The 26,604-nt window shown below is 36.5% G+C and carries 26 protein-coding genes; 8 read left to right on the forward strand and 18 right to left on the reverse strand.

The annotated features are described in order from the left end of the window. Window positions 1-49 precede the first annotated feature (49 nt). From BMMGA3_RS07775 to BMMGA3_RS07785, 3 genes are all read right to left on the reverse strand, one after another. Window positions 50-1,411: a Na+/H+ antiporter NhaC family protein gene (locus BMMGA3_RS07775; RefSeq protein ID WP_004433962.1), complete on the reverse strand. Its 1,362-nt coding sequence runs from the start codon at window positions 1,409-1,411 to the stop codon at window positions 50-52. A gap of 194 nt (window positions 1,412-1,605) precedes the next feature. Beyond that, window positions 1,606-2,178 carry a DJ-1/PfpI family protein gene (locus tag BMMGA3_RS07780; protein WP_004433963.1) on the reverse strand — a complete coding sequence of 191 codons (573 nt, stop codon included), beginning with the start codon at window positions 2,176-2,178 and terminating at the stop codon, window positions 1,606-1,608. 259 nt (window positions 2,179-2,437) lie between these two features. Then, on the reverse strand, window positions 2,438-3,010 hold the full coding sequence (locus BMMGA3_RS07785) for an NADPH-dependent FMN reductase (protein WP_004433964.1): 573 nt from the start codon (window positions 3,008-3,010) through the stop codon (window positions 2,438-2,440). A 499-nt stretch (window positions 3,011-3,509) separates the two neighbouring features. On the opposite strand from BMMGA3_RS07785, the gene BMMGA3_RS07790 reads away from it, so the two are divergent. Then, complete coding sequence (locus BMMGA3_RS07790) at window positions 3,510-4,094, forward strand: beta-class carbonic anhydrase (RefSeq protein WP_004433965.1); 585 nt, start codon at window positions 3,510-3,512, stop codon at window positions 4,092-4,094. 55 nt (window positions 4,095-4,149) lie between these two features. Further along, complete coding sequence (locus BMMGA3_RS17880; RefSeq protein ID WP_004433966.1) at window positions 4,150-4,308, forward strand: hypothetical protein; 159 nt, start codon at window positions 4,150-4,152, stop codon at window positions 4,306-4,308. A 151-nt stretch (window positions 4,309-4,459) separates the two neighbouring features. Here BMMGA3_RS17880 and BMMGA3_RS18370 read toward each other — a convergent pair whose 3' ends face one another. Both BMMGA3_RS18370 and BMMGA3_RS07795 read right to left on the reverse strand, forming a co-directional pair. Beyond that, window positions 4,460-4,618: an AEC family transporter gene (locus BMMGA3_RS18370; RefSeq protein ID WP_318533213.1), complete on the reverse strand. Its 159-nt coding sequence runs from the start codon at window positions 4,616-4,618 to the stop codon at window positions 4,460-4,462. Further along, a complete protein-coding gene (locus BMMGA3_RS07795; RefSeq protein ID WP_004433967.1) occupies window positions 4,545-5,075 on the reverse strand; it encodes an AEC family transporter in 531 nt (176 codons plus the stop codon). The genes BMMGA3_RS18370 and BMMGA3_RS07795 overlap by 74 nt, the downstream gene beginning before the upstream one ends. 290 nt (window positions 5,076-5,365) lie before the next feature. On the opposite strand from BMMGA3_RS07795, the gene BMMGA3_RS07800 reads away from it, so the two are divergent. Next, complete coding sequence (locus BMMGA3_RS07800; RefSeq protein WP_004433969.1) at window positions 5,366-5,932, forward strand: cysteine hydrolase family protein; 567 nt, start codon at window positions 5,366-5,368, stop codon at window positions 5,930-5,932. A 227-nt stretch (window positions 5,933-6,159) separates the two neighbouring features. On the opposite strand, the gene BMMGA3_RS07805 is transcribed toward BMMGA3_RS07800, so the two are convergent. The 8 genes from BMMGA3_RS07805 to BMMGA3_RS07835 all read right to left on the reverse strand — a co-directional run bounded on the left by BMMGA3_RS07805 (window position 6,160) and on the right by BMMGA3_RS07835 (window position 15,250). Next, window positions 6,160-7,551: an amino acid permease gene (locus tag BMMGA3_RS07805; RefSeq protein ID WP_004433970.1), complete on the reverse strand. Its 1,392-nt coding sequence runs from the start codon at window positions 7,549-7,551 to the stop codon at window positions 6,160-6,162. 481 nt (window positions 7,552-8,032) lie between these two features. Next, window positions 8,033-8,398 carry a hypothetical protein gene (locus BMMGA3_RS07810; RefSeq protein WP_004433972.1) on the reverse strand — a complete coding sequence of 122 codons (366 nt, stop codon included), beginning with the start codon at window positions 8,396-8,398 and terminating at the stop codon, window positions 8,033-8,035. 364 nt (window positions 8,399-8,762) lie between these two features. Further along, the gene (locus BMMGA3_RS07815; protein ID WP_004433974.1) at window positions 8,763-9,305 is read right to left on the reverse strand and encodes a mismatch-specific DNA-glycosylase; all 543 of its coding nucleotides are present in this window, start codon (window positions 9,303-9,305) and stop codon (window positions 8,763-8,765) included. Window positions 9,306-9,561: 256 nt separating this feature from the next. Next, window positions 9,562-11,184 carry an MDR family MFS transporter gene (locus BMMGA3_RS07820; RefSeq protein ID WP_004433976.1) on the reverse strand — a complete coding sequence of 541 codons (1,623 nt, stop codon included), beginning with the start codon at window positions 11,182-11,184 and terminating at the stop codon, window positions 9,562-9,564. Between the two features lie 40 nt (window positions 11,185-11,224). Beyond that, window positions 11,225-11,671, reverse strand: coding sequence for a MarR family winged helix-turn-helix transcriptional regulator (locus BMMGA3_RS07825; RefSeq protein ID WP_004433977.1), 447 nt, complete (start codon window positions 11,669-11,671; stop codon window positions 11,225-11,227). A 335-nt stretch (window positions 11,672-12,006) separates the two neighbouring features. Beyond that, complete coding sequence (gene bioA / locus BMMGA3_RS07830) at window positions 12,007-13,371, reverse strand: adenosylmethionine--8-amino-7-oxononanoate transaminase (RefSeq protein ID WP_004433979.1); 1,365 nt, start codon at window positions 13,369-13,371, stop codon at window positions 12,007-12,009. A gap of 138 nt (window positions 13,372-13,509) precedes the next feature. Then, a complete protein-coding gene (locus tag BMMGA3_RS17265; protein WP_004433981.1) occupies window positions 13,510-13,662 on the reverse strand; it encodes a hypothetical protein in 153 nt (50 codons plus the stop codon). Window positions 13,663-13,846: 184 nt separating this feature from the next. Further along, entirely contained in the window at window positions 13,847-15,250 is a 1,404-nt protein-coding gene (locus tag BMMGA3_RS07835) for a branched-chain amino acid transporter BcaP (protein WP_004433982.1), read from the reverse strand. A 401-nt stretch (window positions 15,251-15,651) separates the two neighbouring features. On the opposite strand from BMMGA3_RS07835, the gene BMMGA3_RS07840 reads away from it, so the two are divergent. Beyond that, window positions 15,652-16,983 (forward strand): APC family permease, encoded by a 1,332-nt coding sequence (locus BMMGA3_RS07840; RefSeq protein WP_004433983.1) that lies wholly within the window; start codon window positions 15,652-15,654, stop codon window positions 16,981-16,983. A gap of 73 nt (window positions 16,984-17,056) precedes the next feature. On the opposite strand, the gene BMMGA3_RS07845 is transcribed toward BMMGA3_RS07840, so the two are convergent. After that, the gene (locus BMMGA3_RS07845; protein WP_004433984.1) at window positions 17,057-17,695 is read right to left on the reverse strand and encodes a spore coat protein; all 639 of its coding nucleotides are present in this window, start codon (window positions 17,693-17,695) and stop codon (window positions 17,057-17,059) included. Window positions 17,696-18,327: 632 nt separating this feature from the next. On the opposite strand from BMMGA3_RS07845, the gene BMMGA3_RS07855 reads away from it, so the two are divergent. Next, window positions 18,328-18,957, forward strand: a complete 630-nt coding sequence (locus tag BMMGA3_RS07855) for a DUF2238 domain-containing protein (protein ID WP_004433986.1) — start codon at window positions 18,328-18,330, stop codon at window positions 18,955-18,957. A gap of 126 nt (window positions 18,958-19,083) precedes the next feature. On the opposite strand, the gene glsA is transcribed toward BMMGA3_RS07855, so the two are convergent. Next, window positions 19,084-20,013 (reverse strand): glutaminase A, encoded by a 930-nt coding sequence (gene glsA, locus BMMGA3_RS07860; RefSeq protein WP_004433988.1) that lies wholly within the window; start codon window positions 20,011-20,013, stop codon window positions 19,084-19,086. 407 nt (window positions 20,014-20,420) lie between these two features. Between glsA and bioB the strand changes: the two genes are divergently transcribed. Beyond that, the gene (bioB, locus tag BMMGA3_RS07865) at window positions 20,421-21,419 is read left to right on the forward strand and encodes a biotin synthase BioB (protein WP_004433990.1); all 999 of its coding nucleotides are present in this window, start codon (window positions 20,421-20,423) and stop codon (window positions 21,417-21,419) included. An 88-nt stretch (window positions 21,420-21,507) separates the two neighbouring features. Here bioB and BMMGA3_RS07870 read toward each other — a convergent pair whose 3' ends face one another. The 3 genes from BMMGA3_RS07870 to BMMGA3_RS07880 form a co-directional block, all read right to left on the reverse strand. Beyond that, entirely contained in the window at window positions 21,508-21,933 is a 426-nt protein-coding gene (locus tag BMMGA3_RS07870; protein ID WP_004433992.1) for an OsmC family protein, read from the reverse strand. Between the two features lie 184 nt (window positions 21,934-22,117). Then, on the reverse strand, window positions 22,118-22,846 hold the full coding sequence (bioD, locus tag BMMGA3_RS07875) for a dethiobiotin synthase (RefSeq protein WP_004433994.1): 729 nt from the start codon (window positions 22,844-22,846) through the stop codon (window positions 22,118-22,120). Beyond that, on the reverse strand, window positions 22,846-23,409 hold the full coding sequence (locus tag BMMGA3_RS07880) for a biotin transporter BioY (protein ID WP_004433996.1): 564 nt from the start codon (window positions 23,407-23,409) through the stop codon (window positions 22,846-22,848). Before BMMGA3_RS07880 ends, bioD begins: the two co-directional genes overlap by 1 nt. 322 nt (window positions 23,410-23,731) lie before the next feature. On the opposite strand from BMMGA3_RS07880, the gene BMMGA3_RS07885 reads away from it, so the two are divergent. Both BMMGA3_RS07885 and BMMGA3_RS07890 read left to right on the forward strand, forming a co-directional pair. Next, the gene (locus BMMGA3_RS07885; protein WP_004433998.1) at window positions 23,732-24,943 is read left to right on the forward strand and encodes an MFS transporter; all 1,212 of its coding nucleotides are present in this window, start codon (window positions 23,732-23,734) and stop codon (window positions 24,941-24,943) included. Window positions 24,944-25,169: 226 nt separating this feature from the next. After that, window positions 25,170-26,525, forward strand: a complete 1,356-nt coding sequence (locus tag BMMGA3_RS07890) for a glycosyltransferase family 2 protein (protein WP_004434000.1) — start codon at window positions 25,170-25,172, stop codon at window positions 26,523-26,525. Window positions 26,526-26,604 lie beyond the last annotated feature (79 nt).

Raw genomic sequence — 26,604 nt, forward strand, 5'->3', positions numbered from 1 at the left:
TTTATCATCTAATCATAGTCTATCATGAATATTTAATTCACTTATACGTTCATGAACATTTATCTAAAAACATTTTTCGATTTTGAAAATGTTTCCTTTCTTTTTCTTGCTTCACAATTGAAACGATCAAGGTAATCAGCGGCAGTCCCCATAAAAAAATCGCATAAGGGATATAGGAGAGAACCGAAACCCCGACGATTGTACTGCACATAATGGCCAAAACACTCCACGGGATCATCCCTGGAAACAACATTGTCGAATCTGCCATTATTCTTGAAAGCTCTTCGTTGCTATGATATTTTCGCCAATGAGGCAAAAAAGATCGCCCTGTTAATATAATCGGCAGGGTTTGATTGCATGCAATGATAGATATCATCCATGTAGCTGCGATTGTTCTCCACGTATTTCCGACGAGCGATTTTGAATCTGATAGCCATCGATCTAAAAATGGCTGGATGATTTTTAATTCTTCCAACAATCCATTAAATATGCCTGCCATGGCGATAAATAACAATAAAAAAAGCATATTCTTTACGCCGCCGCCCAATTGATCTGTTCCGTGCCATAAATGATAAACGATCGTCAAGATGGACACTTCTTTTGAGGCAGCAATTACGATTGAAGATAAAATACTAAACAAAAAGGCGTATTTGACTTGTACTCGAAAACAGACAAACAGCAAAAGAATTACGGGAGGAATGAACGTAATATAAGAAGATTCACTCTCTCCCATTCCTTTTGTTGATAGAGTATTTGAAGGCGATGAATCAAGATTCCATTTCAAATCAAAAAGAAAATAGAATATGAAACTCAAAAGAACAGCAATAACCATTGTTGGCATTAGCTTTCGAAATTGGCGGAAGACCGGCAATTCAACCGTATATGCCAACAATTGATGGGCACTGGAAAACGGCGATGACCGGTCACCGACAAATGCTCCAGAAATTAAGGCTCCTGCCACTGCTTCATGAGGCAGTTGCAGTGCAGAAGCTGCACTCATAATAGGAATTCCAATTGTACTTAAAGAACCAACCGCTGTACCTAATAACATGGAAATCAACATAGTTAAGACAAACGATAACAATAAAAAGTGTTCTTTTGATAATAAATTTAGGGAGAACGAAACCATTTGTTCAATGGTCCCACTTATATACCACGCAGGAAGCAGCATGCTGACTAATAAAAGAATAAGAATAACTTCTTTCGTTTTTAACAATCCCCGCATCCCTATCGAACATAAATCTTTCCAGCTTACACCTTTTCCTTTGCATAAGAGAATTAAAAAAATTAGTCCGGGTGAAAAACCAACAAGTAAAGGCCATTGAATCATTACAGAACTTAGTACTCCAATGAGTGTTAAAAATAATAAAGCTATAATTTCTCGATATGAAAAATGAATGCTGTTTGGCAAAATTCCCATCTCCATTTTTATACTATACATTACATTTTACATCTTTCCGCCCTTCAAATACATGATTAAAATACCTTGGATGCTAAACTCGCAGAAAACTTGTATGAGAAAAAAAAATCCCCTCCCAAGTAGACTCTTTTACTGTCTACCAGAGAGGAGATAATACCTATATATCGTATTCTTAAGTTTATTTTTTAAACATTCGCTGTCTCTTTTGCAAATAAAAGCTTAAAGAATTCTTTCATAAATCCAGGTAAATCCGGCCAAGCATGCCCTGAAACAATATTTCTATCGACATGCAACATTTTTTCAACATAAGTTGCTCCGGCAGCCTCTATTTCAGGTCGGCAAGCACTATAAGCGGTCAATTCTCGACCTTTAATGTACTCACGAACAGTAGTAAGAACAAGTTGCCCATGGCAGATGACGCCAAGCGGCTTATTTTCCTTAAGAAAATGAGCTGCAATTTCTTGCACTTTTGTATTCAAACGAATGTATTCTGGTGCACGTCCCCCAGGAATGATTAAACCATCGAAATCTGCAGGGTTAATTTCATCAACAGAGGCATGAGACTCAAGTAAATACCCCCATTTTTCTGTGTAGGTTTCCATTTCTGGAAGGAAATCGTGAATAACTGTTTGAAGCTTTTTTTTCACCGGTGAAGCGATCGTACAATTGATATTTTCTTCAAGACAACGGTAGTAAGGATAGAATACTTCCAATGCCTCTACAGCGTCACCAGTTAAGATTAGAACATTTTTACTCATTTTAAATCACCTTTCCTTTATTGATTTATTTTAAGAATGCACATGCATTCCTGAAATTACTATTATCTAATAATAGAGACGGCTTTTAGATAATAAAGTGCTTCTAGTAAACTTTAATACCATTATTTAATTAAACTTAAACCTCCTTTTTAAATATAATACTAAATTTTCTAAATATTTAAAATAAAAATCAATTGTAAAAAAGCATCTTAGAGCGGTATGTAACCTCTAAGATGCTTACAGAAGGATGTAAAATTATTTATGCCCCAACATCGTTCTGCCGAAGTGGCTTTAATGCACCGCTCCATGCGATGACCTGATCAAGCATGGTGTTGACTGACTGTTCATGATGATCGGCAGGTTTGAAAACACTAAAGTTTTCGAAATCGGTGAAGAGAGACAGAGCAACCTGAGAACGTACGTCGGCAACCTGAAGCTCACCCATTATAAGTCTCAGATTCTCAACTGCACGTGTACCTCCAGTGCTCCCAAAGCTAACAAAGCCAGCAGCTTTGTTGTTCCATTCGTTATATAAATAATCAATTGCGTTCTTGAGTGCTCCAGTTGTTGCATGATTGTACTCAGGCGTTACGAAGACATAGCCGTCAAATGAAGCAATCTTTGCAGACCAAGACTTGGTATGTTCTTTAGTGTACTGACCCATTGATGGAGGTGTCGGCTCGTCGAGAAGAGGCAGATTGAAGTCTGCAATGTCAACAACCTCAAACTCGGCGTCATTACGCTTCCTAGCGATTTCGTAGAACCAACGGGCAACGGATTCACTATTTCGACCAGGACGTGTGCTTCCAATAATGATTGCTATCTTAATCAATGTTCATTCCTCCTACATTTTGATTTGTTACTTAGTGTTCCTACTATATGGTATTCGAAATAACTCAATATACTTCATGACTCTATATGAGCCTCATCGGTGCTGATGTCGCCCATTATAGTATGCGTTGGATTAAGAATAAACTATTCATGTTGCCATTCACCTATAAACAGGTTAAAAGAACGCATTCCGAATTACGGAAATGACGATTTTGCTTATGTTAACAGGACAAGCTTCTCCCCACTATCTAAATTGCGATTTTAGTAATTTTGGGCATTGTGAAAAAAATATGTTTTACAATACTTACTTCATCATCTAATTTTTCTATGTTAAGGATGGATCCTTTCCCAGCCTTCAGGAAAAAGCAAGAAGCTATAAGCACATACAGATAAGATAAGATAAGATAAGACCATCTTAATTGACGGATGAACAACGGAATATTATAATCCTAGTAAACAGATATGATTTATATAAATAATTTTAGGAAGGGTGACGGTAAATGAGCGAAATTTTGAACGAAGTGTTGGCTGCGAATGATATATATGCTGATAATTTCGGGGATAAAGGGAATCTTGCAATGCCGCCGAAGCGTCGATTTGCGATTCTGACCTGCATGGACGCACGCCTCGACCCTGCTAAGTTTGCTGGACTTGCAGAAGGTGATGCTCATGTGATCCGAAATGCCGGAGGCCGGGCAAGCGACGATGCGATTCGTTCCCTCGTAATATCTTACAAGCTGTTGGGAACACGTGAATGGTTCGTAATTCATCATACCGATTGCGGTATGGAGACATTTACTAATGAAATTATCCGCGATTTGCTTGCTAACAGTCTGGAAACAGCTGAATTTGATGGAAAACAATGGCGAGACGTTGGAAAAGGACCTGGTTCAAGGGCGGGAGAATACATTGAATTCTTGACGATCAACAATCTTGAACAAAGTGTTGTCGACGATGTTGAACGAATTCGTTCCCATCCTCTTGTTCCAAAAAACATTGCGATCTACGGTTTTATTTACGACGTGAAAAGCGGTCGTCTAATTGAAGTACCTGAAGCTTCCCGAATTGGCCGGGCAACGATCTGATCTTCTTTGCTTTTGTTTGCCACATCGAAACTTCGCTTTTGAATGATGCTAATCAATGTATACGAATAGAACCGGGCGGATGCCCGGTTTTTGCCTTGATTTATTAAAGTTACGATTGGCTTTTGAAGCAATGGGCGGCAAGTATTTTCCTGCGATGCTTCCGATAACAAAATTGCCGCACCATATTATATTGGCTAAAACAAGAAGGATTTAGGCATATTTTTTGCCAATCATGTTTATTAACCTCTTCTCTTTGTTTCTTTCAGTTTTTTTAAAATCTTATCTTATTTTATTCTACTTTTTTAGCCGCTGTATCATTGCTAACAAGCATTTTCTAATCCTTTAATCCGTGCCCGCATAAGAATTTATACAGATGAAACTAAATACAAGATAAAGGGCAAAGTGATCAAACTTAATAAAGTACTAAACAAGGTGGCACTGGATACAAATTCAGGCTCCGTTCCGTATTGTAAAGCGTACATGGTAGTATTGGCTGCAGTTGGCATTGCGGCAAGAACGATCATGATTTTTTTTTAATAAATCTTCTAATGGAAAAAACAGTGTGAAAACCCAAGCGATAGCGGGAGACAAAAGCAGTTTTATAACCAATGACAATGTCAGCGGGCCTTTTGATAATGTTTTCACTGATATTTTGGCTAATTGCATTCCGAGAATAATCATTATGGTGGGGATTGCGGCATTTCCGACCATACTTACCGCATCCATGAGCGTTTCACCTAAACGAACATGAAAAAGATGAAAGATAATACCTAACAAAGCTCCGTAAACAATCGGAACCTTGATCACCTCGTTTATTGCTGTTTTTATGCTTGCACTTTCCGAAGCACCTTTTGCTGCATAATAAACTCCAACGGTACACATGAGGAGTTGCTGAATGACCATAATGATGACAGCGTATTTCATGCCTGCTTCGCCAAAAGCAAATAAAATCAGCGGTGTCCCATAATTTCCGTTATTCATAAAGGCAGACGCCAAAAATCATTCCACATGTTTTTTTGTTGGAGTATCTCCTAATTCGGGAGATTATGTAGATAATCCAATTAAACTATAGGCAAGCGCTGCCGTATAAAGGGTCATTATGACGTAATCGAAGAGTTTATTTGTTCAAGAGCCCAATAAGAAAAACGGGATAACTCCATGCTTTTTAGTTAATCTATTGGAGTCGGAATCTAAAAATTTATGTACATAGCAGCAGGTATGATTAAATGAAGTTTAGAATAATTTGTAATAAAAAAATTTGGAGGGATTTTATGAATACATCTTTACTGTTGATAGATATCCAAAATGATTATTTCCATGGCGGAAGAATGGAACTACATAATCCAACTTTAGCTGCCACAAATGCATCCAAGATTTTAAAACTTTTCAGAGAAAAAAAATTACAAGTGATACATGTCCAACATATATCCTTGAGACCTGACGCAACATTTTTTTTACCTGAGACAGATGGTATAAAAATACATAGTCAAGTAGAGCCTTTAGAAAATGAAATCATTGTTCAAAAAAATTTTCCTAACAGTTTTAAAGGGACTAACTTGGAAAATATTCTAATCGAGCATCATATTAGTGAATTAACTATTTGCGGTATGATGACACATATGTGTATTGATGCAACTGTCAGAGCAGCGAAAGATAAAGGATATAAGGTTAACCTAATTCATGATGCTTGTGCGACAAAAGAGCTTCAGTTTGGAAAAAATAAGATTAGCGCAAACGATGTCCATCATGCTTTTTTAGCTGCTCTTAATGGTATATACGCTGATATTTATTCAACAGAAGAATATATTAATAAATTTAATAATGGAGTCCAGCTATAGGGTCCTAGTTAAATTTGCGGTGTGAGCGGAGCCAGACTTTAATTTTTTCAAAGCTAAACAAGGTTCTAGCTCAAGCAGATTTATATTTTTAATTTTAATTGCGAACAGAAAAAGCATTCCTGTTACGGAATGCTTCAACTATACTTTAATAAAAATACAAGTTTATTACTATCAGTTTCTATTGTTAGCGTTTCCACTTTTTCGCATACAAAAGATTCTAATATTTCTTAACTATTCGCTAAGTTGCTCTTTCTCTTACCGTAAAATGAATAAATAACAAATCCAATAATCATCCAAACAATAAAACGAATCCAAGTAATTTCCGGCAAACTGATAATAAGATAAATTGAAAATCCGATTCCAATCAATGGAATTACTGGAACAAGAGGTGTTCTAAATTTTCTTTCGAGTTCTGGCCGTTTTACTCGGAGCACCATTATAGATGAACAAATTAAGATAAACGCTGACAGAGTTCCGATGTTTACTAGTTCAGCTACTTCGCTAATAGGGGTTAACCCTGAGACGATTGCTGTAATAAGTCCAATAATTAAGGTTGGACGATATGGTGTTTTATATTTATGGTGTACTTTCATAAACCATTTTGGTAATAAACCGTCACGGCTCATAGCAAACCATATGCGTGAACCAGCAAGCATAAATGAAAATAACACAGAGAGAATTCCTGCAATAGCAGCTGCAGATATAATTAATGTGATCCATTTCAAGCCGACATCACTAAAGACTTTGGCTACTGGTGCTGAATTATTAAGTGTATGATATGGAGCCATACCTGTAATAACGAGAGACATCCCGACATACAGACATAATGCAATAAGCAAAGATATGACGACAGCTCTCGGCAGGTCGCGTTGTGGATTTTTCGATTCTTCTGCCGCTGTTGTTAAAGTGTCATAGCCAAATACTGCAAAAAAGACAAGGGCCGCCCCTCTCATTACACCATTAAAACCAAAAGGCATAAAAGGATGCCAGTTAGCGGTATTAACATAGAAACTTCCTACTGCAATCACAACTAAAACAATACTTAACTTAATGATAACCATTAAGTTATTAAATTTAGAACCCCATTCGATACCAACGTAAAGCAAACCAGCAATAGCAAGACTTACTAACATAGCAATTAAGTCTACTTTGTGGCCAGCTCCAGTACCCGGAGCACCTTGTGCCCATACTGGAATGTGTATCCCAATTTGGTGGAGAATTTCTTGCATGTAACCAGACCATCCGATGGCTACAACTGCGACAACTAAGGTATATTCGAGTAATAAATCCCAACCAATGAGCCACGCTACTAATTCTCCAAGTACAGCATAACTATATGTGTAAGCGCTTCCTGCAACGGGTATCAAACCGGCAAATTCTGCATAACACAGTGCCGCAGCTGCACTAGCTAGTCCAGCAATAATGAACGATAATGTTACTGCAGGTCCTGAATGTTCAGCAGCAGCAACGCCAGTTAATACGAAAATGCCTACACCGATAATACCACCTAAACCAATTGCGGTCAGTTGCCATAATCCTAATACTCGTTTTAGCCCGGTGTTTTTGGCACCTTCTAGCTGCAATTGCTCAATTGATTTTTTTCTGAAAAAAGCATTCATAGATGTCCTCCTTTTTGTAAGCGTTTAAAATCTGAAAGAAAAAAAAGTTAAGATTATTTTAACATAATAATGTGTGTTGTTAAAGAAGAATAAATATCCAATATTATGAATAAAAATCCAAATTGAACTTGGTACATATATTTTACTGAATACTTTCATAAGTTTTTACTCCCAACCCAACATGGAATTAGGTTTCCTTTTAAAACCTAACCAACATAATAAGGCGGTGTGAGCGGAGCTAAGCACAAAATATTTACAAAGCAAAAACATGTCTCTTGCTAAAAAAAGGTTGCTATTTCTATTTTTGTTAGCGCAGCTCCCTCCTTTACCACAAAAAAAGACCAGTCTATTTTTCAACTGGTTCATTTTCATTAATAATATTAATTAAATGTTTGTAAATAAACACTCGATTTTCAATTCAATAATTAATCCGATCAAGCTTTCACTTTCTTATCGGCTACTATTTAGGCGGGGAAATATTCTAATTAAACAACCGTACCACATTGTCTAAGACTTTTTGATCCTCTGCCGACATCTTTTTTGGTTTTAGCGGAGAAACGGTTGGTACATCTTTTTGTTCAATCGATAATATTTCAAGATAAAATGGATGAGATTTACGGTTCCCATCTATATATCCTCTCAAAATTTTCATTTTTTTGATCGATCCTGTTATCTTTCCTTCGTAATCCCAATGGATTTCATTTTTATATTTTTTATCAATTCTTTCTTTCAGACCAAGTGCTTCAGAAACTGCTTCTTCTGGGGTACGAAAGAAAGAATCCGATCTTTTAATCCCCCTCTTTTTGATCCCGTCGCCTGCTTTCGCTTGGTATAACTTTACTGTCATATTGGACATCCTTTCTCTTGTTCTTTATACTGCTGGAATGCCTTGATAGAAAATGAATCTAAACTTCACAAAGAACTGTGAATTGAGATATTCTCTTCTAGTATACCCTTTGTTTCCAGTTGCTACCACTAAAATATAAAAGAATAAAAAGAAAATAAGTTTTAACGGAGATGGAATTTTTCATATGTAAATGCTTCCAAGATTATAGAATTCATTAAAATCAATCATTTTTACATAAACCAGACCTGTATGTAACATAAAAAAGAAATTTTTAGAAAAAGTAAAAGACTGCTGAAAAATATGATTAGCTCGCAGATGAAGGGATTATCTATTAACAGTTCTAATTTATTCATTTTTCATACTTTTACCTGTCTCCTTTTCCATGTTCAACTGCTGATTGAATGGATGACAACAAGTCTGTGAGTTTTTTATAAATGTTTATTACTTCCGCCATCTTCATTCTTACCAATCCGCTCGATGAAGGTGCTACAAAGTCAATTGTCCCTGGTACAATTGGTTCGTCTTGTAGTCCCCAATGAACATCCCTTTTGCCGCTGAATTCCAAGTATACTCTTTTTCCGACAAAGCAAACGATTTTTGGTTTATAGAACTCGATCTTTTTCTTTAATTTTTCTCTGCCTTCTTTGTATTCTTCTTTTGTAATTTCGTTTGCAGCCTTAGTTGGTCTTGCAACAATATTAGTTAGCCCATATCCTAAATCTAAAAGTTTGTAATCCTCTTCTGATTTGTATTTTCTTGGTGTAATACAAGCTTCATATAAAATTTTCCAAAATCGGTTATTTGGATTTGCGTAATGGTGCCCTGTTTCCGCAGATCGGATACTTGGATTGAAACCGACAAAAAGTATGTCCATGTTTTCTTTCAGATGGTCGCTTAAAGGATTCAAAGAGCTTCCCTGCCTTTTTTATATAAATGTGCTTATTTTTCTTTAACTTTTAAACAAGTCTTTTTAACTTTCATTTGTTTATATATTTTTTAAAAAGAGTTCCGGTTTCATCTGGCAGTTCTCTGTACAGCAAACTGAAAGAACCGCAGTAGCCGGCTATTTTGAAAAAACTCACCCAGCTTTAGCCAAGCGGGGTGGGTTTTTTCTCTTTTTTTAAAGAAACACTTGCATGTGGTCTTGTATGGTGAAGGTATATTTAAGTTGCTTGTTTTTCCTTTTTTGTATCCGAAAGTTTGATTGGTTTAAGCAGCAAGGTCATCAAAGCACCTAAAACAACAAAGATTAACCCGTAAAGGAAAACGCTGTGCAAAGCATCAACCAATGTTGATTTTAAAACAGGTAAAATCATTTGTTGTATGCCTTGTGGAATTTTTGCTAATGTCTTAGGGCTCAACAACGCCGAATATAATCCTTGTGGCGATTGTTGAATCATGCCTTCAAACTGATGTACCATGCCATGTGCCTGTGGCGGAAGTTTCTCCAATGAGGGTATTAACTCTTCTGTTAATAAATTGGTAGAGCGGTGGTTCATAATGGCTCCTAAAATGGTCATTCCGAATGTCCCGCCGATTTGTCGGAAAAATTGGCTGGATGAAGTAACCACACCTAATTGGGACTTAGGGAAACTCTCTTGTAGAGCCACAGTAAGAACAGGCATCACAAGCCCGATTCCTGAACCAAGAACAGCCATAAAGCTCATGGCTACTAATTTAGTTGTGTCAACTCCCATCGTGGATAGTAGCCAAAATCCTACAGCCATAACAATCATACCAATTAAAACTTGTGTTTTCACTCCGATTTTTCGAACGAGCTGGCCGCCTAGAATACTCATAAAAATCATCGATAGCATCATAGGCAACATCATCGTTCCCGATTGCGATGGACTCATTCCAATGATGCCTTGCATGAATAAGGGAATAAATACAATCGCACCAAACATTCCCACTGACATAAGGAACCCTATACTATTTAAAACAGAGAAAATTCTATTTTTAAACAGGTGCATAGGGAGGATCGGTTCCTTTGTTTTAGATTCGATGATTATAAAACTAATGAGAAAAACAGCTGAAAGAGTAAAAAGAGAAATTATTTGCCATGAAGTCCAAGGATAGTCTTTACCCCCAAAAGTCAATGCAAGAAGCAAACTGACTACACCGACAATCATTGTAAACATACCAGCGAGATCAAATTTTACAGGTCCTTCAAGTTTTTTATTTTTCAGTCCCATACTAATGAGAATGACTGAAAGAATACCTACAGGCATATTGATGTAGAAAACCCATCTCCAGTTGGCTGCATCGACAATCCACCCGCCAATTTGCGGACCAAGAATGGAAGAAAGTCCAAATACTGCACCAAAAACCCCTTGCCATTTTGCTCGCTGTGCACCCGTAAAAATATCTCCAATAATTACCATAGCCATTGGCATCATCACGCCGCCGCCTATTCCTTGCAGACCACGAAAGATAATCAATTGGGTCATGGAATTAGCCATTCCACAAAGTGCAGAACCAATCATAAATATAATAATCCCTGTGACATAAACTGATTTTCGACCAATTAAATCGGCTATTTTTCCTGCAATTGGAACAACTGATGTAGAAGAAAGCATATAAGCTGTTGTGAGCCATGTCATTAAGCTGAGACCGCCTAGTTCACCCACGATTCGAGGCATCGCTGTTCCTACAATGGTATTATCAAGTGCAGAGAAAAGCATGGCGACTAAAAGTCCAACGATTAATATTCCACGATGTTTTGTACTTTCATTATCTTGTTCATTTGGTGGTATTATCGCCTTTGCTATTGCTTTTTCATTCATCAAATTTTTCACTCCATTCTTCTGTTAAGATCAAAAAACATCAATCTAAATTGTCAATTGAGTTTGCAATTCGAGCCAATTTCTCATAAATCTGCACGAGGCTTTCCAATTCCTCCGACTCTAAATGTTTAAGATAATTGGAAATCGTTTGGAATCTTTTTTGCTTAGCTTTTTGTAAAATTTCATATCCTTTATCAGTTAACTGAATAAAAACAACTCTTCGGTCATTTTCATCCCTGTCTCTAATGACTAAACCATTTTTATGCAACCGTTCAACCATGACCGTGATTGCACTTGGCCTTACACCCATTTCTGAGGCGATTTCCGTGACCATAAACTTTTCCTTCTTTGAAAGAAGATGCAAGATATAAAATTGCGGTCCTGTTAAACCTAATTCTGTATCCTCCGATAATTTAGGACCTAATTGACGCATAAATGAAACATAAGCCTGCTCTAATCTTTCTAGTTTCTTCTCAAAATCACTCATATGGCACCCTCCCTCATCATTGCTTATCTATTTCAATTATTAAAATGATAAATATTTTATATATTATATATTTAATGTGTTTAAATATAATACAAATTAAATAAAAAGACAACCTAAATTAATTTGGAAAATTTTTTTTATAACGAGATCCAGACGACCTTAATAAACTGTTTACAGCTTATCTTTTTAAGAAAAAATTATTGAAAATAAACGAAAAAAGCCGCTTCTTCCTTCCTTAAAGCAGGAAAAACCGGTCTTTTTTCAAAAAATGTCTTATCAAATGTTTTCTGTTTTTTTGGCAGGACCTTTGAATTGTTCAAGTTCCTGTTCGAAAATCATTTTTCCGTAACTTCTTGGATTGATTGGTACAGTATATCCAGCATAGAGTCTAATTCTTCTTTGGTTGATGCAAGCGGAGGCATGAAGACAACAACGTTTCCAAGAGGTCGAATAAGCATACCTAACTCCTTAGCCCGTCTACATACTCGGACTCCTATCCGATCTGACCATTTATAAGGTTCCTTTGTATTGCGGTCGACGACAAGCTCGAGTCCAATCATAAATCCTTTTTGTCGAATATCACCCACATGGCGAAGTTGACGGAATTCCTGTAAACGATTAGCGATGTATTGAGAATTCTGTTCAACTTTGTGAATGAGATTCTTTTTTTCAATTAAATCAATATTCGCAATTGCTACTGCACAACCTAATTGGTTTCCGGTGTAGCTATGTCCGTGGAAGAACGTCTTTAATTCTTCATATTCACCTAGAAAAGCTTCATAAATATCGTTCGTTGTTACTGTGACGGCCACAGGAAGATAACCGCCAGTAAGACCTTTTCCTGCTGTCAAAATATCAGGTGTAACCTCCTCATGGTTGCAAGCAAATAAGCGGCCCGTACGTCCGAACCCTGTTGCCACTTCATCGGCGATCATCAAAACATTGTATTTCGAGCAAAGCTCACGCACACCACGCAAGTACCCTTCCGGCATAACAATGATTCCACTTGCTCCTTGAACGATCGGTTCGATGATCAATGCTGCAACTTCATGATGATGGGTTACAAGTGTTTTTTCTAGTTCGGTTAGGAAAAATTTTGTTTGCTCTTGTTCATTCCCCTCAATTGGAGAACGGTAGATGTATGGATAAGGAACTTTTATTGAGTTGAAAAGTAGATTGGAATAAGCTTTATGATAAATATCAATTGCTCCTACAGATACGGCGCCAATGGTGTCCCCATGATAAGCTTCCTTCATTGTGATAAAGCGCTGTTTTTCAGGTCGTCCTTTATGCTGCCAATATTGAAAGGCCATTTTAATGGCAATCTCGACAGCGGTTGCACCCGAATCAGAGTAAAATACTTTAGCCAAACCCGGCGGCATCAGTTGAATGAGTTTTTCCGCAAGAAGAATGGCTGGTATATTCGCCATCCCCAGCAATGTAGAATGGGCGATTTGATCCAATTGATCCCGGATTGCCTGATCTAACTCCGGTACGCGGTGGCCATGTACATTGAGCCAAATGGAAGATACACCATCCCAATATTCGTTGCCCTGGACATCACGAAGCTTCCGGCCATTTCCACTGGCAATGATGACAGGATCGTCCTCTATATACTCTTTCATCTGTGTAAAAGGGTGCCATAAATATCGCTTATTTTTCTCGGCCAGTTCATCGTAACTAAGCATTTCTCCTGTCATATATGTACTCACTCCTGATTTCTTTTCTTTTATTGTTAACTTAAAAATGATATTGGTTAACAATAAAAATGATACCAAAAGATTATAAACTCTACAATGTAAATTATTTGACTATGAAAGGTTTAAAGGTATAAGAACTTATATGTAAATAATTATCATGATGGGTTTGCTCAATGATCTATAATAATTGCGTTCATTTTTTTCAAACAGCATAAAATTTGTTTCGTCATCTATTTTCTTATTAAGAGCTAAGAATTCTTCAGCATCTGAAACTAAAATCTCTCGAATCATTTTTACATCCACCATAACCTTTCTTTACTTGCATAGATATATCAGCAACAGATCCTTTTTTAGGATCGTTATATGTTTGCTCTTTCTACGATCAAAAGTAATAAGTTTTTTTAAAAATAATCAAAAAAATCCCCTCAAAGAAGATTGCAAATGCAACACTCTTATCAGGGAAAAGATGATCACTTTAATTCCAACTAAATTTTTCTTTTGTTTGTTCAAGATTTAATTTACTGTTTCTATAACCATAGGTAAAGTAAATAAATAGACCTATTACCAGCCATACAAGGAACCCCAGCCATGTAAAGGCGGAAAGCTGAATCATAAGATAAACACATAAAATAACAGCTGCTGCTGGAATAAAAGGAACCAATGGCGTTCTAAAACCCCGTTTTAAATCGGGTTGTGTCTTACGGAGTACAGCTACTCCTAGAGAAACAGCTGCGAAAGCAAACAGTGTACCTATATTAGTCAATTCAGCTAATTTATCAAGGGGAACAAAACCGGCAAAAATAGAAACCAAAAGGGCGGTCATTTTTGTACTTGCAACCGGAACTTGAGATTTTGGATGAACAGAAGATAAAGCCTTTGGAAGAAGCCCGTCTCTGCTAATTGAATAGAACAAACGTGTTTGTCCAAACATCATAACGATTAGAACAGTTGTAATTCCAACGATTGCTCCAAGTGAAATAAATCCGGCTGCCCAATCTTGATGAATAAACTGCAATGCAAACGCTACTGGATCTTTTACGTTTAGCAAATTGAATGGGACAATCCCAGTTAGGATTAAAGATACGACAATATACAAAATTGTACAAATCGTTAATGCTGAAATAATACCGATTGGAAGATTACGCTGAGGATTTTTTACTTCTTCAGCTGCTGTTGATACCGCGTCAAAGCCAAAATATGCAAAAATAACTACTGCAGCACCGGTAACAACACCTGAAAATCCAAAAGGCATAAATGGTGTCCAGTTGGTTGGTTTAACGTACCAAACCCCTGTAATAATGAAAAGAAGTACAACTGCAATTTTCACAACAACCATTAAGGAATTAAACTTAACAGATTCTTTTACTCCCCTAGAAAGAAGAAAAGTTACTAAAAGTACAATTATGATCGCAGGCAAATCAAGAAAAGTACCTTTTGCGGGATCGTATGCACTGGATAAAGCGGTAGGGATATGAATCCCAAATCCAGATAATAAAGTTTTAAAATATCCAGACCATCCACTTGCCACCGCCGAAGCGGCAAGACCATATTCAAGAACTAAATCCCAGCCTAAAATCCAAGCAAATATTTCACCAAATGCAACATAGCTATAAGTATATGCACTCCCCGATTCAGGAATCATGGAAGCAAATTCTGAATAACATAATGCTGCAAATGCACAGGCCAATCCTGCGATAATAAATGAAATAATTAAGGCTGGACCAGCATATTTTGCTGCAGCTACGCCTGTAAGCACGAATATGCCCGTCCCTATAATTGCCCCAACACCTAGCATTGTAAGATCTAAAGCACCCAGTGCTCTTTTTAGCGAATTATTTGAAAATTCGTTGCCGATAGGTTTTTTACGAAATAAATACATGGAAACCTCCTGAAAAACTCATGATGTCGAATTTTATCGAAATAACAAAACCATTTTAAGTGTATATTAATTATTTGTAAAGGTAAAAAATTTCAGATACTAGTTTTCTTTAAGGACTTTAATATATATGTCATTTATTTTTCACAAAATTTTTCGGTTTCTTTTTCTACATTTTACAAGACTAGCTTATTACATGTGTGATTTTCAGTTTATACCCCCCTTTCGTTCCCATAGGTAACCTCACATTATATAAAGCGTTTTCCAAGGATAAAAAAGATTGAACAAAAATATTTGAGTTAAAAATAATTAAATTATTCTGAAAAAACAAATTCGTTATATTTATGTGTTATAATTCGAATAACTTTCCAAAATACACTTGTGCATAGGAGATGGACATGGCGATGGAAAAAGAAATCAATTTAAAGAAAAATCTAGGGTTTTTTGTCTCAACCTCCATAGTTATCGGTACGGTAATCGGTTCAGGAATTTTTATGAAACCAGGAATTGTATTGGCTTCAACCGGAAATTCTACCATGGCTATCTTAGCTTGGATAATTGGCGGTATTATTACTCTTGCAAGCGGATTGACGATAGCGGAGGTTAGTGTCAAAATTCCCAAAACAGGCGGATTATATGCTTATTTAGAAGAAGTATACGGAAAACTTTGGGGATTTTTATGCGGATGGGTTCAAACCATTATTTATGGCCCGGCTGTAATTGGGGCTCTCGGATTATACTTTGGCTCTCTACTTGCTGGATTTTTTGGCTTTGCAGAAAGCAGTAAAATAATCATCGGCATTATTACAGTTATTTTCCTTGGTATATTAAACATTTTAGGAACCCAGTTTGGGGGTTTTATTCAAGGCTTATCTACGATCGGGAAGCTTATACCTATCGTTCTGATAGCTTTATTCGGTATTTGGCAAGGAGAATTTCCTGTTCTAAATATGGGAAGTGGAATTTCTCATGAAATCAGTATGGGTGGTGCTGTTTTGGCAACCCTTTGGGCTTATGACGGCTGGATGAATGTTGGATTTATGGCGGGTGAAATGAAAAACCCTGCGAAAACGCTTCCAATAGCCATTATTTCAGGAATCATGGTTGTAATTATTGCCTATTTAACTGTAAATATTGCCATGTTTCATGTATTGCCGGCAAGTCAGATCGTCAAACTTGGACCAAATGCGGCAGAAGCTGCAGCTACTAAGCTATTTGGGGATATGGGTGGAAAACTTCTGACAATTGGTATTCTAATATCTATTTTTGGTTGTCTAAATGGGAAAGTTCTTACCTTCCCGAGAATTCCTTTCGCAATGGCTGAAGACGGATTTCTCCCTGCTTCAAGATCAATATCTTGGATACACCCTAAATTTAAAACCCCTGTTGGGGCGACGATTTCTCAAATGATCATTGCAATATTGATGATGACGTTAGGCAACCCTGACCGTCTTTCTGATATTGCCATTTTTACAGTCTTTTCATTTTATGGATTAGCCTTTTATGCTGTTTTCTTGCTTCGCAAAAATAAAACAGAAAATCATCTATATAAAGTGCCTTTGTATCCGATTACACCAATCATAGCGATTCTTGGTTCGATTTACATTGTAGGTAGTGCAATGTTAAATAGTCCGATTGATGCACTAATATCCTTGTGTATTACTTTAGTCGGTCTTCCATTTTATTGGAAAGCAAAATCGAAAACTCAGGCAAAAACAATAGCAAAAGCCAGTTAATACGAATGTGATCAAATCACAAAAATCATGATCAAAAATGGAGCGCTGTCCCCTGGCGCTCCATTTTGAATGTTTAATGAGTCATTTGATTGTTTTGCATCGGTGGCTGGCCTTGAGCAGGTGCAAAGGAGTTTAAAAATTGCTGCATGTCTTGCTGGGCAAGCTGCGGTATTTGATAGTAATGATGTTTGTTTTGATATATGTTAATTTCATAAGCCATTTCAATACAGTTTGGCACTGAGTCAGCCAGAACTCTGCGAACAACCGGATTCGTTGTTTCCAGTGCAGCCATTGTTTTCATTGAAGCCATCGATTTTAAAGCTCCAAGTAAAAAGCCTGAAACGATTTCTTCATTTATTTCTGAAGCAGACTGTATCGGTTTTTTTGGTTGGGAAGGTTTTATACCGTATACGAAATCATTCCCCTGCTTCATTTTATAGCTTTGTGTTGGTTTAGATGGATCTGTTCCAGTTTTGAAACATTCTAATGTTATGTTGTATTCATCTTGTAAGAAACGATATTGGCGATCCATTATATCTGCTAATTCTGGGTCTTTTACAAATTGGCGCAATAATGTGTATGTGTTTAAAGCACCAATAGATCCTGATAAAACTTCATGGACATCAAATACTTCATGTCCTCCATGATTTAGTTGTTGGGGAATATTTCCTGTTTGCATATTTTGATGCATTTGGCCTTGTTGATTCGCCACTTCAAATCACTCCTCCTTTATTAATAAAACATTCGAAGTTATTATGTTTCAACTCATTGGAATTTATGCTTTTTTCTTTAAAAAACAAAATGGTTGGGGCTGGGCCAGACCCCTTTGTTTGGGGGTCAGACCCTTTATGAAATCCTATTTGTTTTTTGGAAACAGATCTTTGTTAGGAATTATTTCCTTTGAAAACTCTGTTAATCCAGCCAAATTGGGCATTTGGGAAAATTTTTTAAAGCGAACATTACTCAATAAGTTTTGAAACGGCTGTAGCATATTTTTATTTCGATTTCTTCTTAACCCATATGCAGCCGCACTAACTCCCAGGCCTAATAAGGACGCCCACATCATCCCTCTATTTTTTCTTTTTCTGCCAAATATATTAAAAAGAGGCTGTCTTCTCCCTGAAAAAAGCATTGTGATCCAGTTATTCAAATTGATTCCTTCCTTCATATAAATTTAGAAAGCGAAATTTTTTTTCACCTTCCAATTTCTATTTTTTGTTTTCATGGTTTGTATTATGCTGGAAATGTTTTGCCACAAAGATCTTCTTTAAACACGAGTCAAGAATGGATGTTTACGTTCTGACGAATACTGTAAATAGAAAAATTCTTTTGAGGTGTGAAATAATGGGAAAAGAAAAATTTAAAGCGATTCATATTTTTTTATTATTGGCAGTTATTGGAGTTTTTATATGGTCAGCGATCAAGCCCGCAGGATACCTTACATGGATTATGGAGGTACTTCCCGCAGTTGTCGTTCTAATCATTGTTATTTCAACATACAATAAGTTTCGCCTAACAACGTTGTCTTATGTCATTATTGCGATCCTTTCAATTTTGATGTTTGTTGGCGGCCATTACACATATGCTAAGGTTCCCCTGTTTAATTGGATAAAAGACCATTTTGATTTCAAGCGCAACCACTATGATCGATTTGGGCATTTTTTAAAGGGTTTGATTGCGATTGTCATTCGAGAAATATTGTTGCGAAAAACTCCGCTTACAAATGGACCATGGCTTATTGGCATCATTTTATCAATTTCATTGGCAATTGGAGCTTTGTATGAAATTATTGAATGGTTAGTTTCAAAAATCTCACATGGCGGAAAAGCGGCTAAAGACTTTTTAGGCACTCAAGGTGATATTTGGGATACCCAGTGGGATATGCTCTTAACATTTATTGGGTCCATTCTTGCGCTCGTCATCTTTTCGAAATTGCATGATAAGCTCATAAAAAAGAATAATAGTAAAATTTAGGATGTAAAAATAGAGAGCGAAGTTTTTTGCTCTCTTTTATCATGCCGACTATTGTTTGAGGTAAATTACAAAGGAGTTGTTATTTAAAGAAGAGTCACTCGTTTTTTTGTTCCTCTAAAAATTCAGTTAAAACATACTTAAAGAATATTTTGTGGATAAGATCTCCAACAATTTTAATCCTGCTATACTGTTTCCTTTTTCATCGAGAGCAGGTCCAAATATACCTAATCCAAAACGATGGGGAATCGCACCTATAATACCGCCTGAAACTCCGCTTTTTGCAGGGATTCCAACCCTAACGGCAAACTCCCCTGAAGCATTATACATTCCGCATGTAACCATAAAAGTCTTGCAAATTCTTGCCACTTCTGCAGGCATGATTCTTTTCTTTGTCGTCGGTTCAACTCCATTCATTGCGAATACGAGGCCTATTCTCGCTAAGTCCAAACAGTCCATTTCAATTGCGCATTGTTTTGTATAAAGGTCCAAAAGTTCTTCCACATCCTCATTGATGATTCCGTGCTGCTTCATAAAATAGCAAAGGGACCGGTTAAGAAAGGAAGATTCAAACTCCGACTTCGCAACTTCCTGTGAATATGCAACATTTGAATTGCCCGCCAATTCCTGAACAAATGTCAGAATACGTATAAATCGATCCTCAATCGAGTGTCCCTTAATCATATGAGTAACTGCCAATGCTCCTGCATTAATCATTGGATTTAACGGCTTGGAAGGATTATTTAATTCAAGCTTTACGATCGAATTGAAAGGATCTCCTGTAGGTTCGTACCCTACCTTTTTAAATACAAATTTTTCTCCGCAATCGATTAGTGCTAAAGCAAGTGTTATCACTTTAGAAATGCTTTGCAATGTAAATTTCTTTTTGATATCTCCTGCCGATATACATGTTCCATCTGGTTGATAAATGGCTACAGATAAATCATTAGGATTTGCTTTTTTTAAAGCAGGGATATAATCAGCGACTTTTCCGTATTTTGTAAACTTTTTCGCTTCTATCACGACTTCGTTTAATTTTTCGCTTGATTGACAAGGCATTTATTAATATCACCAACTTGATCTCTATTTCGCTTACAAATGTTCAGTTCTATAGCTAGTGTTAGCAAAATCAATCCGGAATACTCTTTATAAAACCATTCGGTTCAATATAATGTTTAAATGTAAACAAAAATTAAATATTGGTTGACATTTGTATTGAGATTCTATTATTCTTAATTCATATAACAATCAAAATACTAATTGTTAACAATTTGTTTGGAAAAAGCTCGATTTATATCTGCATATTTGCTTAAGTGGGATTTACATACCAAATAGTATAGATTTGGATGGACTTTCCGCTTCCAAACGACTTCATTTTGGCTGCAGTTTTAGGTTAAAGGCGTTTACTAAATAAGATCTTGCCTTTAACAAATGTAAAATACTGCTTGACAGGAAGGGGTAATAAAATGGGGAATTGGAAACAGCTTGCATTAAGCGTTTTAGATGGGCACGAATTAACTAACGATGAGGCATTATCTATTTTAAACTGTCCTGATGAAGAACTCCTTGAATTGCTGCAAAGTGCTTATACGATTCGTCATCATTATTATGGTAATAAAGTAAAATTAAATATGATAATTAACGCCAAATCCGGTCTTTGCCCGGAAAACTGCGGTTATTGTTCCCAGTCCAGTGTTTCAACAGCGTCGATTGAGAAATATCCACTAATTGACAAAGAATCTATTTTAAAAGGCGCTGAGCAGGCCCATCAACTAAATGTCGGGACATACTGTATTGTAGCCAGCGGAAGAGGTCCGAGCAATAGAGAGGTTGACCACATCGTATCTGCAGTAAAGGAAATTAAGGAAAAATACAATCTAAAAATTTGTGCCTGTCTTGGATTGTTAAAGCCAGAGCAAGCAAAAAAACTGAAGGAAGCTGGTGTGGACCGCTACAATCACAATATTAACACTTCTGAAAACCACTATGAAGCAATTACGACTTCTCATACATACCAGGACAGAGTCAATACCGTGAAACTGATAAAAGAAGCGGGTATTTCCCCTTGTTCGGGCGTCATCGTCGGAATGAAGGAGACAAAGCAGGACATTATTGATATGGCAAGAAGCTTAAGAGCTTTAGATGCCGACTCAATACCTGTTAACTTTCTTCACGCAATACCCGGAACACCGCTAGAAGGGGTTGATGAACTTAATCCTAGATACTGTCTGAAAGTTCTCTGCCTCATGCGTTTCATTAATCCAACAAAAGAAATACGCATTTCAGGCGGTAGAGAAGTTAACTTGCGAAGCCTGCAGCCGCTGGGATTATACCCTGCTAACTCTATATTTGTCGGAGACTACTTGACTACTGCAGGACAGGAAAGCACTGCAGATCACCAAATGCTTGAGGATCTCGGATTTGAGATTGATTTTGTGAAAGAAGAAATTAGTACATTTAAGTGAAATCATTAAATGAAGTGCAGCAATATCATAGAACAACCGGGCTTAGCCCGGTTGTTTTGGCAATTTGGAATAAAAGCACATAAATATGTTATATATGTTGCTTGCCTGAAACACCGTTAATTGAATAACTTGCTGTAATGTTGGCATTTAGTGACTGAGAAACAGAACAATACTTATCTTTTGACAGCTGAATAGCTCGGATTACCTTATCTTCTGGCAGCTCTCCTTCCAATGCATAATGAATATGAATATCTGTATATCGTCTTGGATGGTCTTCTGCGCGTGTTCCTTCTACTTCAAGATGAAAAGAGGTAGGATTTAAACGCATTTTTTGCAATATCATAATAATATCAATCCCTGTGCACCCTGCAATTGCTTGTAAAAGCAATTCCATAGGTCTTGCTCCACTATTTTGCCCCCCGATTTCCTCTGCAGCATCTATTTTGATTTCATGTCCTGATGGAGTAATTCCGGAAAAAGCCAATTGTCCTGTCCATGATAACGTTGTTTTCATTTGTTACAATCCTTTCCTTTTATACCTTTCCCTTAATATTGTCTACCTCTTAATTTGGTATTCTTTCCTTTTCATTATTTTACACTTAACAATTGATAAATCCTAGAAAAATCCAATCTATTCTGTGAAAGTGAATTAATATCATATAGGATAAACGAATGTTTACTTCTTTAATTTGATCCTATCATTGTTTATATGTATGCTTTATTGTCTTTTCTTTCTTATTTTTCAATTTAGCGATCATCTCGTCAAATTGATGTTTACTGATCCACTCATCTAAATCAGGCAAAAGATTTCTAAAATATGGAAGTTTTGCTAAGGCAGGCAGCCCCGTTAATTTTTGAATCATTAAGACATTATCCATGTGCAGAAAGTTTTGATCATCAAATTGGTTAAACACGACACCCTTTATTTCCAAACCTTCATTTATGGCATAATGAGCGGTAGTGACAGCATGATGGATGCTTCCTAGACCGCATAAAGAAACTAATACAACAGGTATTTGCAGTTCCTTAATAAAATCTTTAGTCATATACAACTCGTGTTCACGCTCTTGAAGAGGAACCGCCAATCCTCCTGCTCCTTCTACAATGACCATATCATATAGTTCTTTTAATTCATTTAGCTTCTGTTTTATTTTTTCTATATTCACTTTTTGTCCTGTTAGTTTTTCTGCCAAATGAGGAGAAACAGCAGGCTTGAAAAAATACATTCCTGTTTGATCATCACCTATCGACTTTTGAAACCAATTTGAATCCGGATAGCTTTGTTTCTTATCATCAAATCCGGATTGAATTGGTTTAAAAACCTTTGCCTTTAATCCAGTTCTAGTAAATATTTTATGTAAAAATGACGTAACAATGGTTTTTCCAATATCAGTTCCTGTTCCGGTAATAAATAGAGCGCTTCCCATTAAGCCGACACACCTTTCCCAGTAGGAAATGCAGATAAACGTGCTAGGATTTTGGACGCTAAAACAGAGCAAATCATACAGAGGACGATGTCGCCTGGTACGGGAATTAGAAAACCATATAAGATCGTTTGCTTAATCGTCAGCGGCTTCTCAACTACAAATTTCATCGCAGCATAAAGCCAAATACAACCTATGGTATATACCAATAATAAGGCTGTAAAATTGGCTGCAGCCAACGTTATAATTGAATGTTTTTTCAACCTCTCCACAATAAACCCACTCACATATGCTCCTAAAACAAATCCGATCAAATAGCCAAAAGTCGGCTTTAAAACGTAACCAAGCCCTCCCCCTTCTGCAAAAACAGGGACTCCAATAAGGCCTATAGATACATACAACAGTTGGCTTAGTGCTCCTAATCTCGAACCAAGCAGACAGCCTGCCAGAAAAACAGCGACAATTTGTAAAGTAAATGGTACATACGGGATAGGAATTTTGATAAATCCCCCAATGGCTGTCATAGCTGCAAAAATCGCTGCTAGGGTCATATTTTTTGTTCTCATTTCATTTTCACCTTCATTCATTTGTTTTTTATTATCATGCCGAATTATATATATATTGTCAACCATTTTTATAATTTGGTTTACAATTATTTTAGAATGTGAAATGGCTCGTTTTGATCATGCAGTTTTTTGAAAGCTTATTTCAAAACAAGAAATGGGTTCCTTCCAAAATTTTTATACGATTGAAAGTGAAATTTTCTTGAAAAACCTCCTATGAAATAGTAGAATCATGTGGTTGCACTGCATTTTTTGAAAAGTTAATGAAGATATCTTCATAGAGGAATAAAAATTAAGAGATTGATTAGAAAGAGAGGAACGATATATGGCTTCTTTGAAAGAGAAACGAATGCCTTTAATCATCTTAATGATTAATATGTTCATTGCAATGGTTGGAATTGGGTTAATTATTCCAGTTTTGCCTATGTTCCTTGAAAAATTTGGAGTTGGCGGGCAGGCAATGGGATATTTAGTTGCCGTTTTCGCTTTCACTCAATTTTCATTTTCACCGATTGCCGGAGAATTGTCCGATAAATATGGCCGGAAGATCCCAATTGTTGTTGGTCTTCTTGTTTTCACAGTGTCTCAACTGATTTTTGCAGTTGGAACAGAAATTTGGATGCTTTATGTATCACGTCTTCTCGGTGGAATCGGGGCAGCTTTTTTGGTACCGCCAATGATGGCCTATGTAGCGGATATTACATCTGAAAAAGAACGAGGAAAAGGAATGGGGTTGCTTGGTGCCTTCATGTCATTAGGTTTTGTCATTGGACCGGGAATTGGAGGGTTTCTTGCAGAAATTGGATTAAGAGTACCATTTTATACTTCTACGGTTATTTCAGGAGTTGCTACTATCCTCTCATTTTTCATGTTGCCTGAAACGTTAACGAAAGATGCTCAAATGCAAGCGCGAATTATGAACCGGCAAAAAGAGTCATTGCTGCATCAATTGAAAAAATCATTTAAAGCACCTTATTTTATTCTGTTAGTTCTTGTGTTTACAATGACATTCGGATTATCGAATTTTGAAGCGATTTTTGGACTTTATGTAGATGAAAAGTTCGGATTTACCCCTAAGGATATTTCCATCATTATTACAATTGGTGCATTAATTGGGGTGATAATTCAATCAGTTTTCGTTGATATCACTTTGACACGCTTTGGTGAAAAAAAAGTGATGTATTGGACGTTCCTCACTTCCGCAGCATCCATGCTAGTTCTTTTAATGACAGGAACATTCTGGTCGATCTTAGGTGTTACAATCATATTTTTTGCATCTACTTCTCTCTTGCGTCCAGCACTGAATACTCTCCTTTCTAAAATGGCTGGTACAGAGCAAGGTTTTGTCGCAGGTATGAATAATATGTATATGAGTATCGGAAACATGGTCGGTCCTGCCCTTGCAGGAATATTATTTGATGTAAACGTAAACTTCCCTTATGTTGTTGGCGCTGTTATTCTTTTCATCAGTTTCTGTATGTTGTTGACTTGGAAGGAAGGTAAATCTATAGCAACTCAAGCGAAACCAGCAGGCTAGTAACAAAGATTAATAAACCGGTATTGTTGTGGTAAAAGGGTCAGCTCCCCCTCTGCATGAAAGCTTAACTGCAGCGGTGGACTGACCCTTTTTTACCCAAAATCTTTAAAGAAGGGAATAATTTGGGATAAATCCCAGAAACAAATCATTACGCTCATTTCCGATGGTGATTATAATAAAAAAGCTAATAGTAAATGAATTCACTGTTATTGAGGTAAATATATGCATGGAAATTTATCATCCAATAAATAAACCAACATTTGAACCTGAAAAAAAGAAGGGTATATATATTCCAATAACAACTAAGTTTTGGATCAGTCATTTCCTTTCATTAATATGGATGTTTATCTCAATCTATCTTTCTTTTCCATGGTTAGAAGATTTATCATCTGTTATTCCACTTCCTGCAGCGATCTTGATCATTACAGGAATATCTTATATTCCTGGTTATATGAACGCTTTCTTGGTTTTTAGTTTGTTATTAGATAAACAACCTTTATTTAAAAATGAACATCCAACCGATCCTATTTCCATTCTAATTGCAGCTTATAATGAAGAAGACTCGATTTATAACACGATAAGATATATCGATAAACAAGATTATGATGGAAAAATACATGTGTTCGTAATCAATAATAATTCCACAGATCAAACAGTTAAAGAAATAGTAAGAGCTAAAAACGATTTCAATGTCCATATAACTCTTTTAAACGAATCGAAGCCAGGCAAATTTCATGCATTAAATAAAGGATTGGAGCATGTAACCACTCCTTTTGTCATTACATTAGATGCTGATACATTACTCCATCCTTCCTCCATTAGATATATAGTTGCTAGATTAAATAGCAGCCCTTCCAACGTATGTGCAGTTGCTGGCTCTGTGTTAGTGAGAAATAGTCGTCAAAACATCTGGACAAGATTGCAAGAGTGGGACTACTTCATAGGGATCGCATCAATAAAACGATTACAAGGTTTATATCAAGGAACTTTAGTTGCACAAGGTGCCTTCAGCATTTATAAAACGGAATGTATTAGGGAAGTAAGTGGCTGGCCTGATGCTATTGGGGAAGATATCGTCTTAACATGGCGTCTCTTAAGAAATAAATGGAAGGTTTATTTTGAGCCTTTGGCAGTAGCGTTTACGGATGTTCCAACTTCTTTACGACATTTTGCAAAACAACGCTCTAGATGGGCAAGAGGAATGATCGAAGGTCTAAAAGAAATAAAGCCTTGGAAGCAGCCTTTCGTATACACGAAGTATTTAACCGGCATCAACTTCATCATGCCTTATTTAGATGTAGTTTATACTTTTTGTTGGATACCTGGACTTATTCTGGCTTTATTCGGATATTTCTGGATAGTAGGTCCTTATACATTGTTTGTCCTCCCTCTCACATTAATTAGCTATAGCTTGCTATATTACTATCAGCGAAATTATGTATTTAAGAAACTGAATTTAAAAATAAGGAAAAATAAAAAAGGATTTATCATCTTTATTTTGTTTTACCAGATGATTATGTCCCCTATCTCAGTTTTGGGATATTTTCAAGAATTTTTTGGATTAAAACGTATATGGAAGTAAGGGGACATCTACATTTAGATGATAAAAGATATTGATCCGGAATAAAGGGGGAGGTAGCCCTTACGCCTCCCCTTTTCTT

Source organism: Bacillus methanolicus MGA3, from assembly GCF_000724485.1.
GTDB classification, from domain to species: Bacteria; Bacillota; Bacilli; order Bacillales; family Cytobacillaceae; genus Bacillus_Z; species Bacillus_Z methanolicus_A.

What these genes read in the sequence shown, in the direction of transcription:
- BMMGA3_RS07780 (WP_004433963.1), bottom strand. Translation starts at nt 2,178, where the DNA reads ATGAGTAAAAATGTTCTAATCTTAACTGGTGACGCTGTAGAGGCATTG.
- BMMGA3_RS07790 (WP_004433965.1), top strand. Translation starts at nt 3,510, where the DNA reads ATGAGCGAAATTTTGAACGAAGTGTTGGCTGCGAATGATATATATGCT.
- BMMGA3_RS17880 (WP_004433966.1), top strand. Translation starts at nt 4,150, where the DNA reads ATGTATACGAATAGAACCGGGCGGATGCCCGGTTTTTGCCTTGATTTA.
- BMMGA3_RS18370 (WP_318533213.1), bottom strand. Translation starts at nt 4,618, where the DNA reads ATGATCGTTCTTGCCGCAATGCCAACTGCAGCCAATACTACCATGTAC.
- BMMGA3_RS07795 (WP_004433967.1), bottom strand. Translation starts at nt 5,075, where the DNA reads ATGAATAACGGAAATTATGGGACACCGCTGATTTTATTTGCTTTTGGC.
- BMMGA3_RS07800 (WP_004433969.1), top strand. Translation starts at nt 5,366, where the DNA reads ATGAATACATCTTTACTGTTGATAGATATCCAAAATGATTATTTCCAT.
- BMMGA3_RS07805 (WP_004433970.1), bottom strand. Translation starts at nt 7,551, where the DNA reads ATGAATGCTTTTTTCAGAAAAAAATCAATTGAGCAATTGCAGCTAGAA.
- BMMGA3_RS07810 (WP_004433972.1), bottom strand. Translation starts at nt 8,398, where the DNA reads ATGACAGTAAAGTTATACCAAGCGAAAGCAGGCGACGGGATCAAAAAG.
- BMMGA3_RS07820 (WP_004433976.1), bottom strand. Translation starts at nt 11,184, where the DNA reads ATGAATGAAAAAGCAATAGCAAAGGCGATAATACCACCAAATGAACAA.
- BMMGA3_RS07825 (WP_004433977.1), bottom strand. Translation starts at nt 11,671, where the DNA reads ATGAGTGATTTTGAGAAGAAACTAGAAAGATTAGAGCAGGCTTATGTT.
- bioA (WP_004433979.1), bottom strand. Translation starts at nt 13,371, where the DNA reads ATGACAGGAGAAATGCTTAGTTACGATGAACTGGCCGAGAAAAATAAG.
- BMMGA3_RS17265 (WP_004433981.1), bottom strand. Translation starts at nt 13,662, where the DNA reads ATGATTCGAGAGATTTTAGTTTCAGATGCTGAAGAATTCTTAGCTCTT.
- BMMGA3_RS07835 (WP_004433982.1), bottom strand. Translation starts at nt 15,250, where the DNA reads ATGTATTTATTTCGTAAAAAACCTATCGGCAACGAATTTTCAAATAAT.
- BMMGA3_RS07840 (WP_004433983.1), top strand. Translation starts at nt 15,652, where the DNA reads ATGGAAAAAGAAATCAATTTAAAGAAAAATCTAGGGTTTTTTGTCTCA.
- BMMGA3_RS07855 (WP_004433986.1), top strand. Translation starts at nt 18,328, where the DNA reads ATGGGAAAAGAAAAATTTAAAGCGATTCATATTTTTTTATTATTGGCA.
- glsA (WP_004433988.1), bottom strand. Translation starts at nt 20,013, where the DNA reads ATGCCTTGTCAATCAAGCGAAAAATTAAACGAAGTCGTGATAGAAGCG.
- bioB (WP_004433990.1), top strand. Translation starts at nt 20,421, where the DNA reads ATGGGGAATTGGAAACAGCTTGCATTAAGCGTTTTAGATGGGCACGAA.
- BMMGA3_RS07870 (WP_004433992.1), bottom strand. Translation starts at nt 21,933, where the DNA reads ATGAAAACAACGTTATCATGGACAGGACAATTGGCTTTTTCCGGAATT.
- bioD (WP_004433994.1), bottom strand. Translation starts at nt 22,846, where the DNA reads ATGGGAAGCGCTCTATTTATTACCGGAACAGGAACTGATATTGGAAAA.
- BMMGA3_RS07880 (WP_004433996.1), bottom strand. Translation starts at nt 23,409, where the DNA reads ATGAGAACAAAAAATATGACCCTAGCAGCGATTTTTGCAGCTATGACA.
- BMMGA3_RS07885 (WP_004433998.1), top strand. Translation starts at nt 23,732, where the DNA reads ATGGCTTCTTTGAAAGAGAAACGAATGCCTTTAATCATCTTAATGATT.
- BMMGA3_RS07890 (WP_004434000.1), top strand. Translation starts at nt 25,170, where the DNA reads ATGGAAATTTATCATCCAATAAATAAACCAACATTTGAACCTGAAAAA.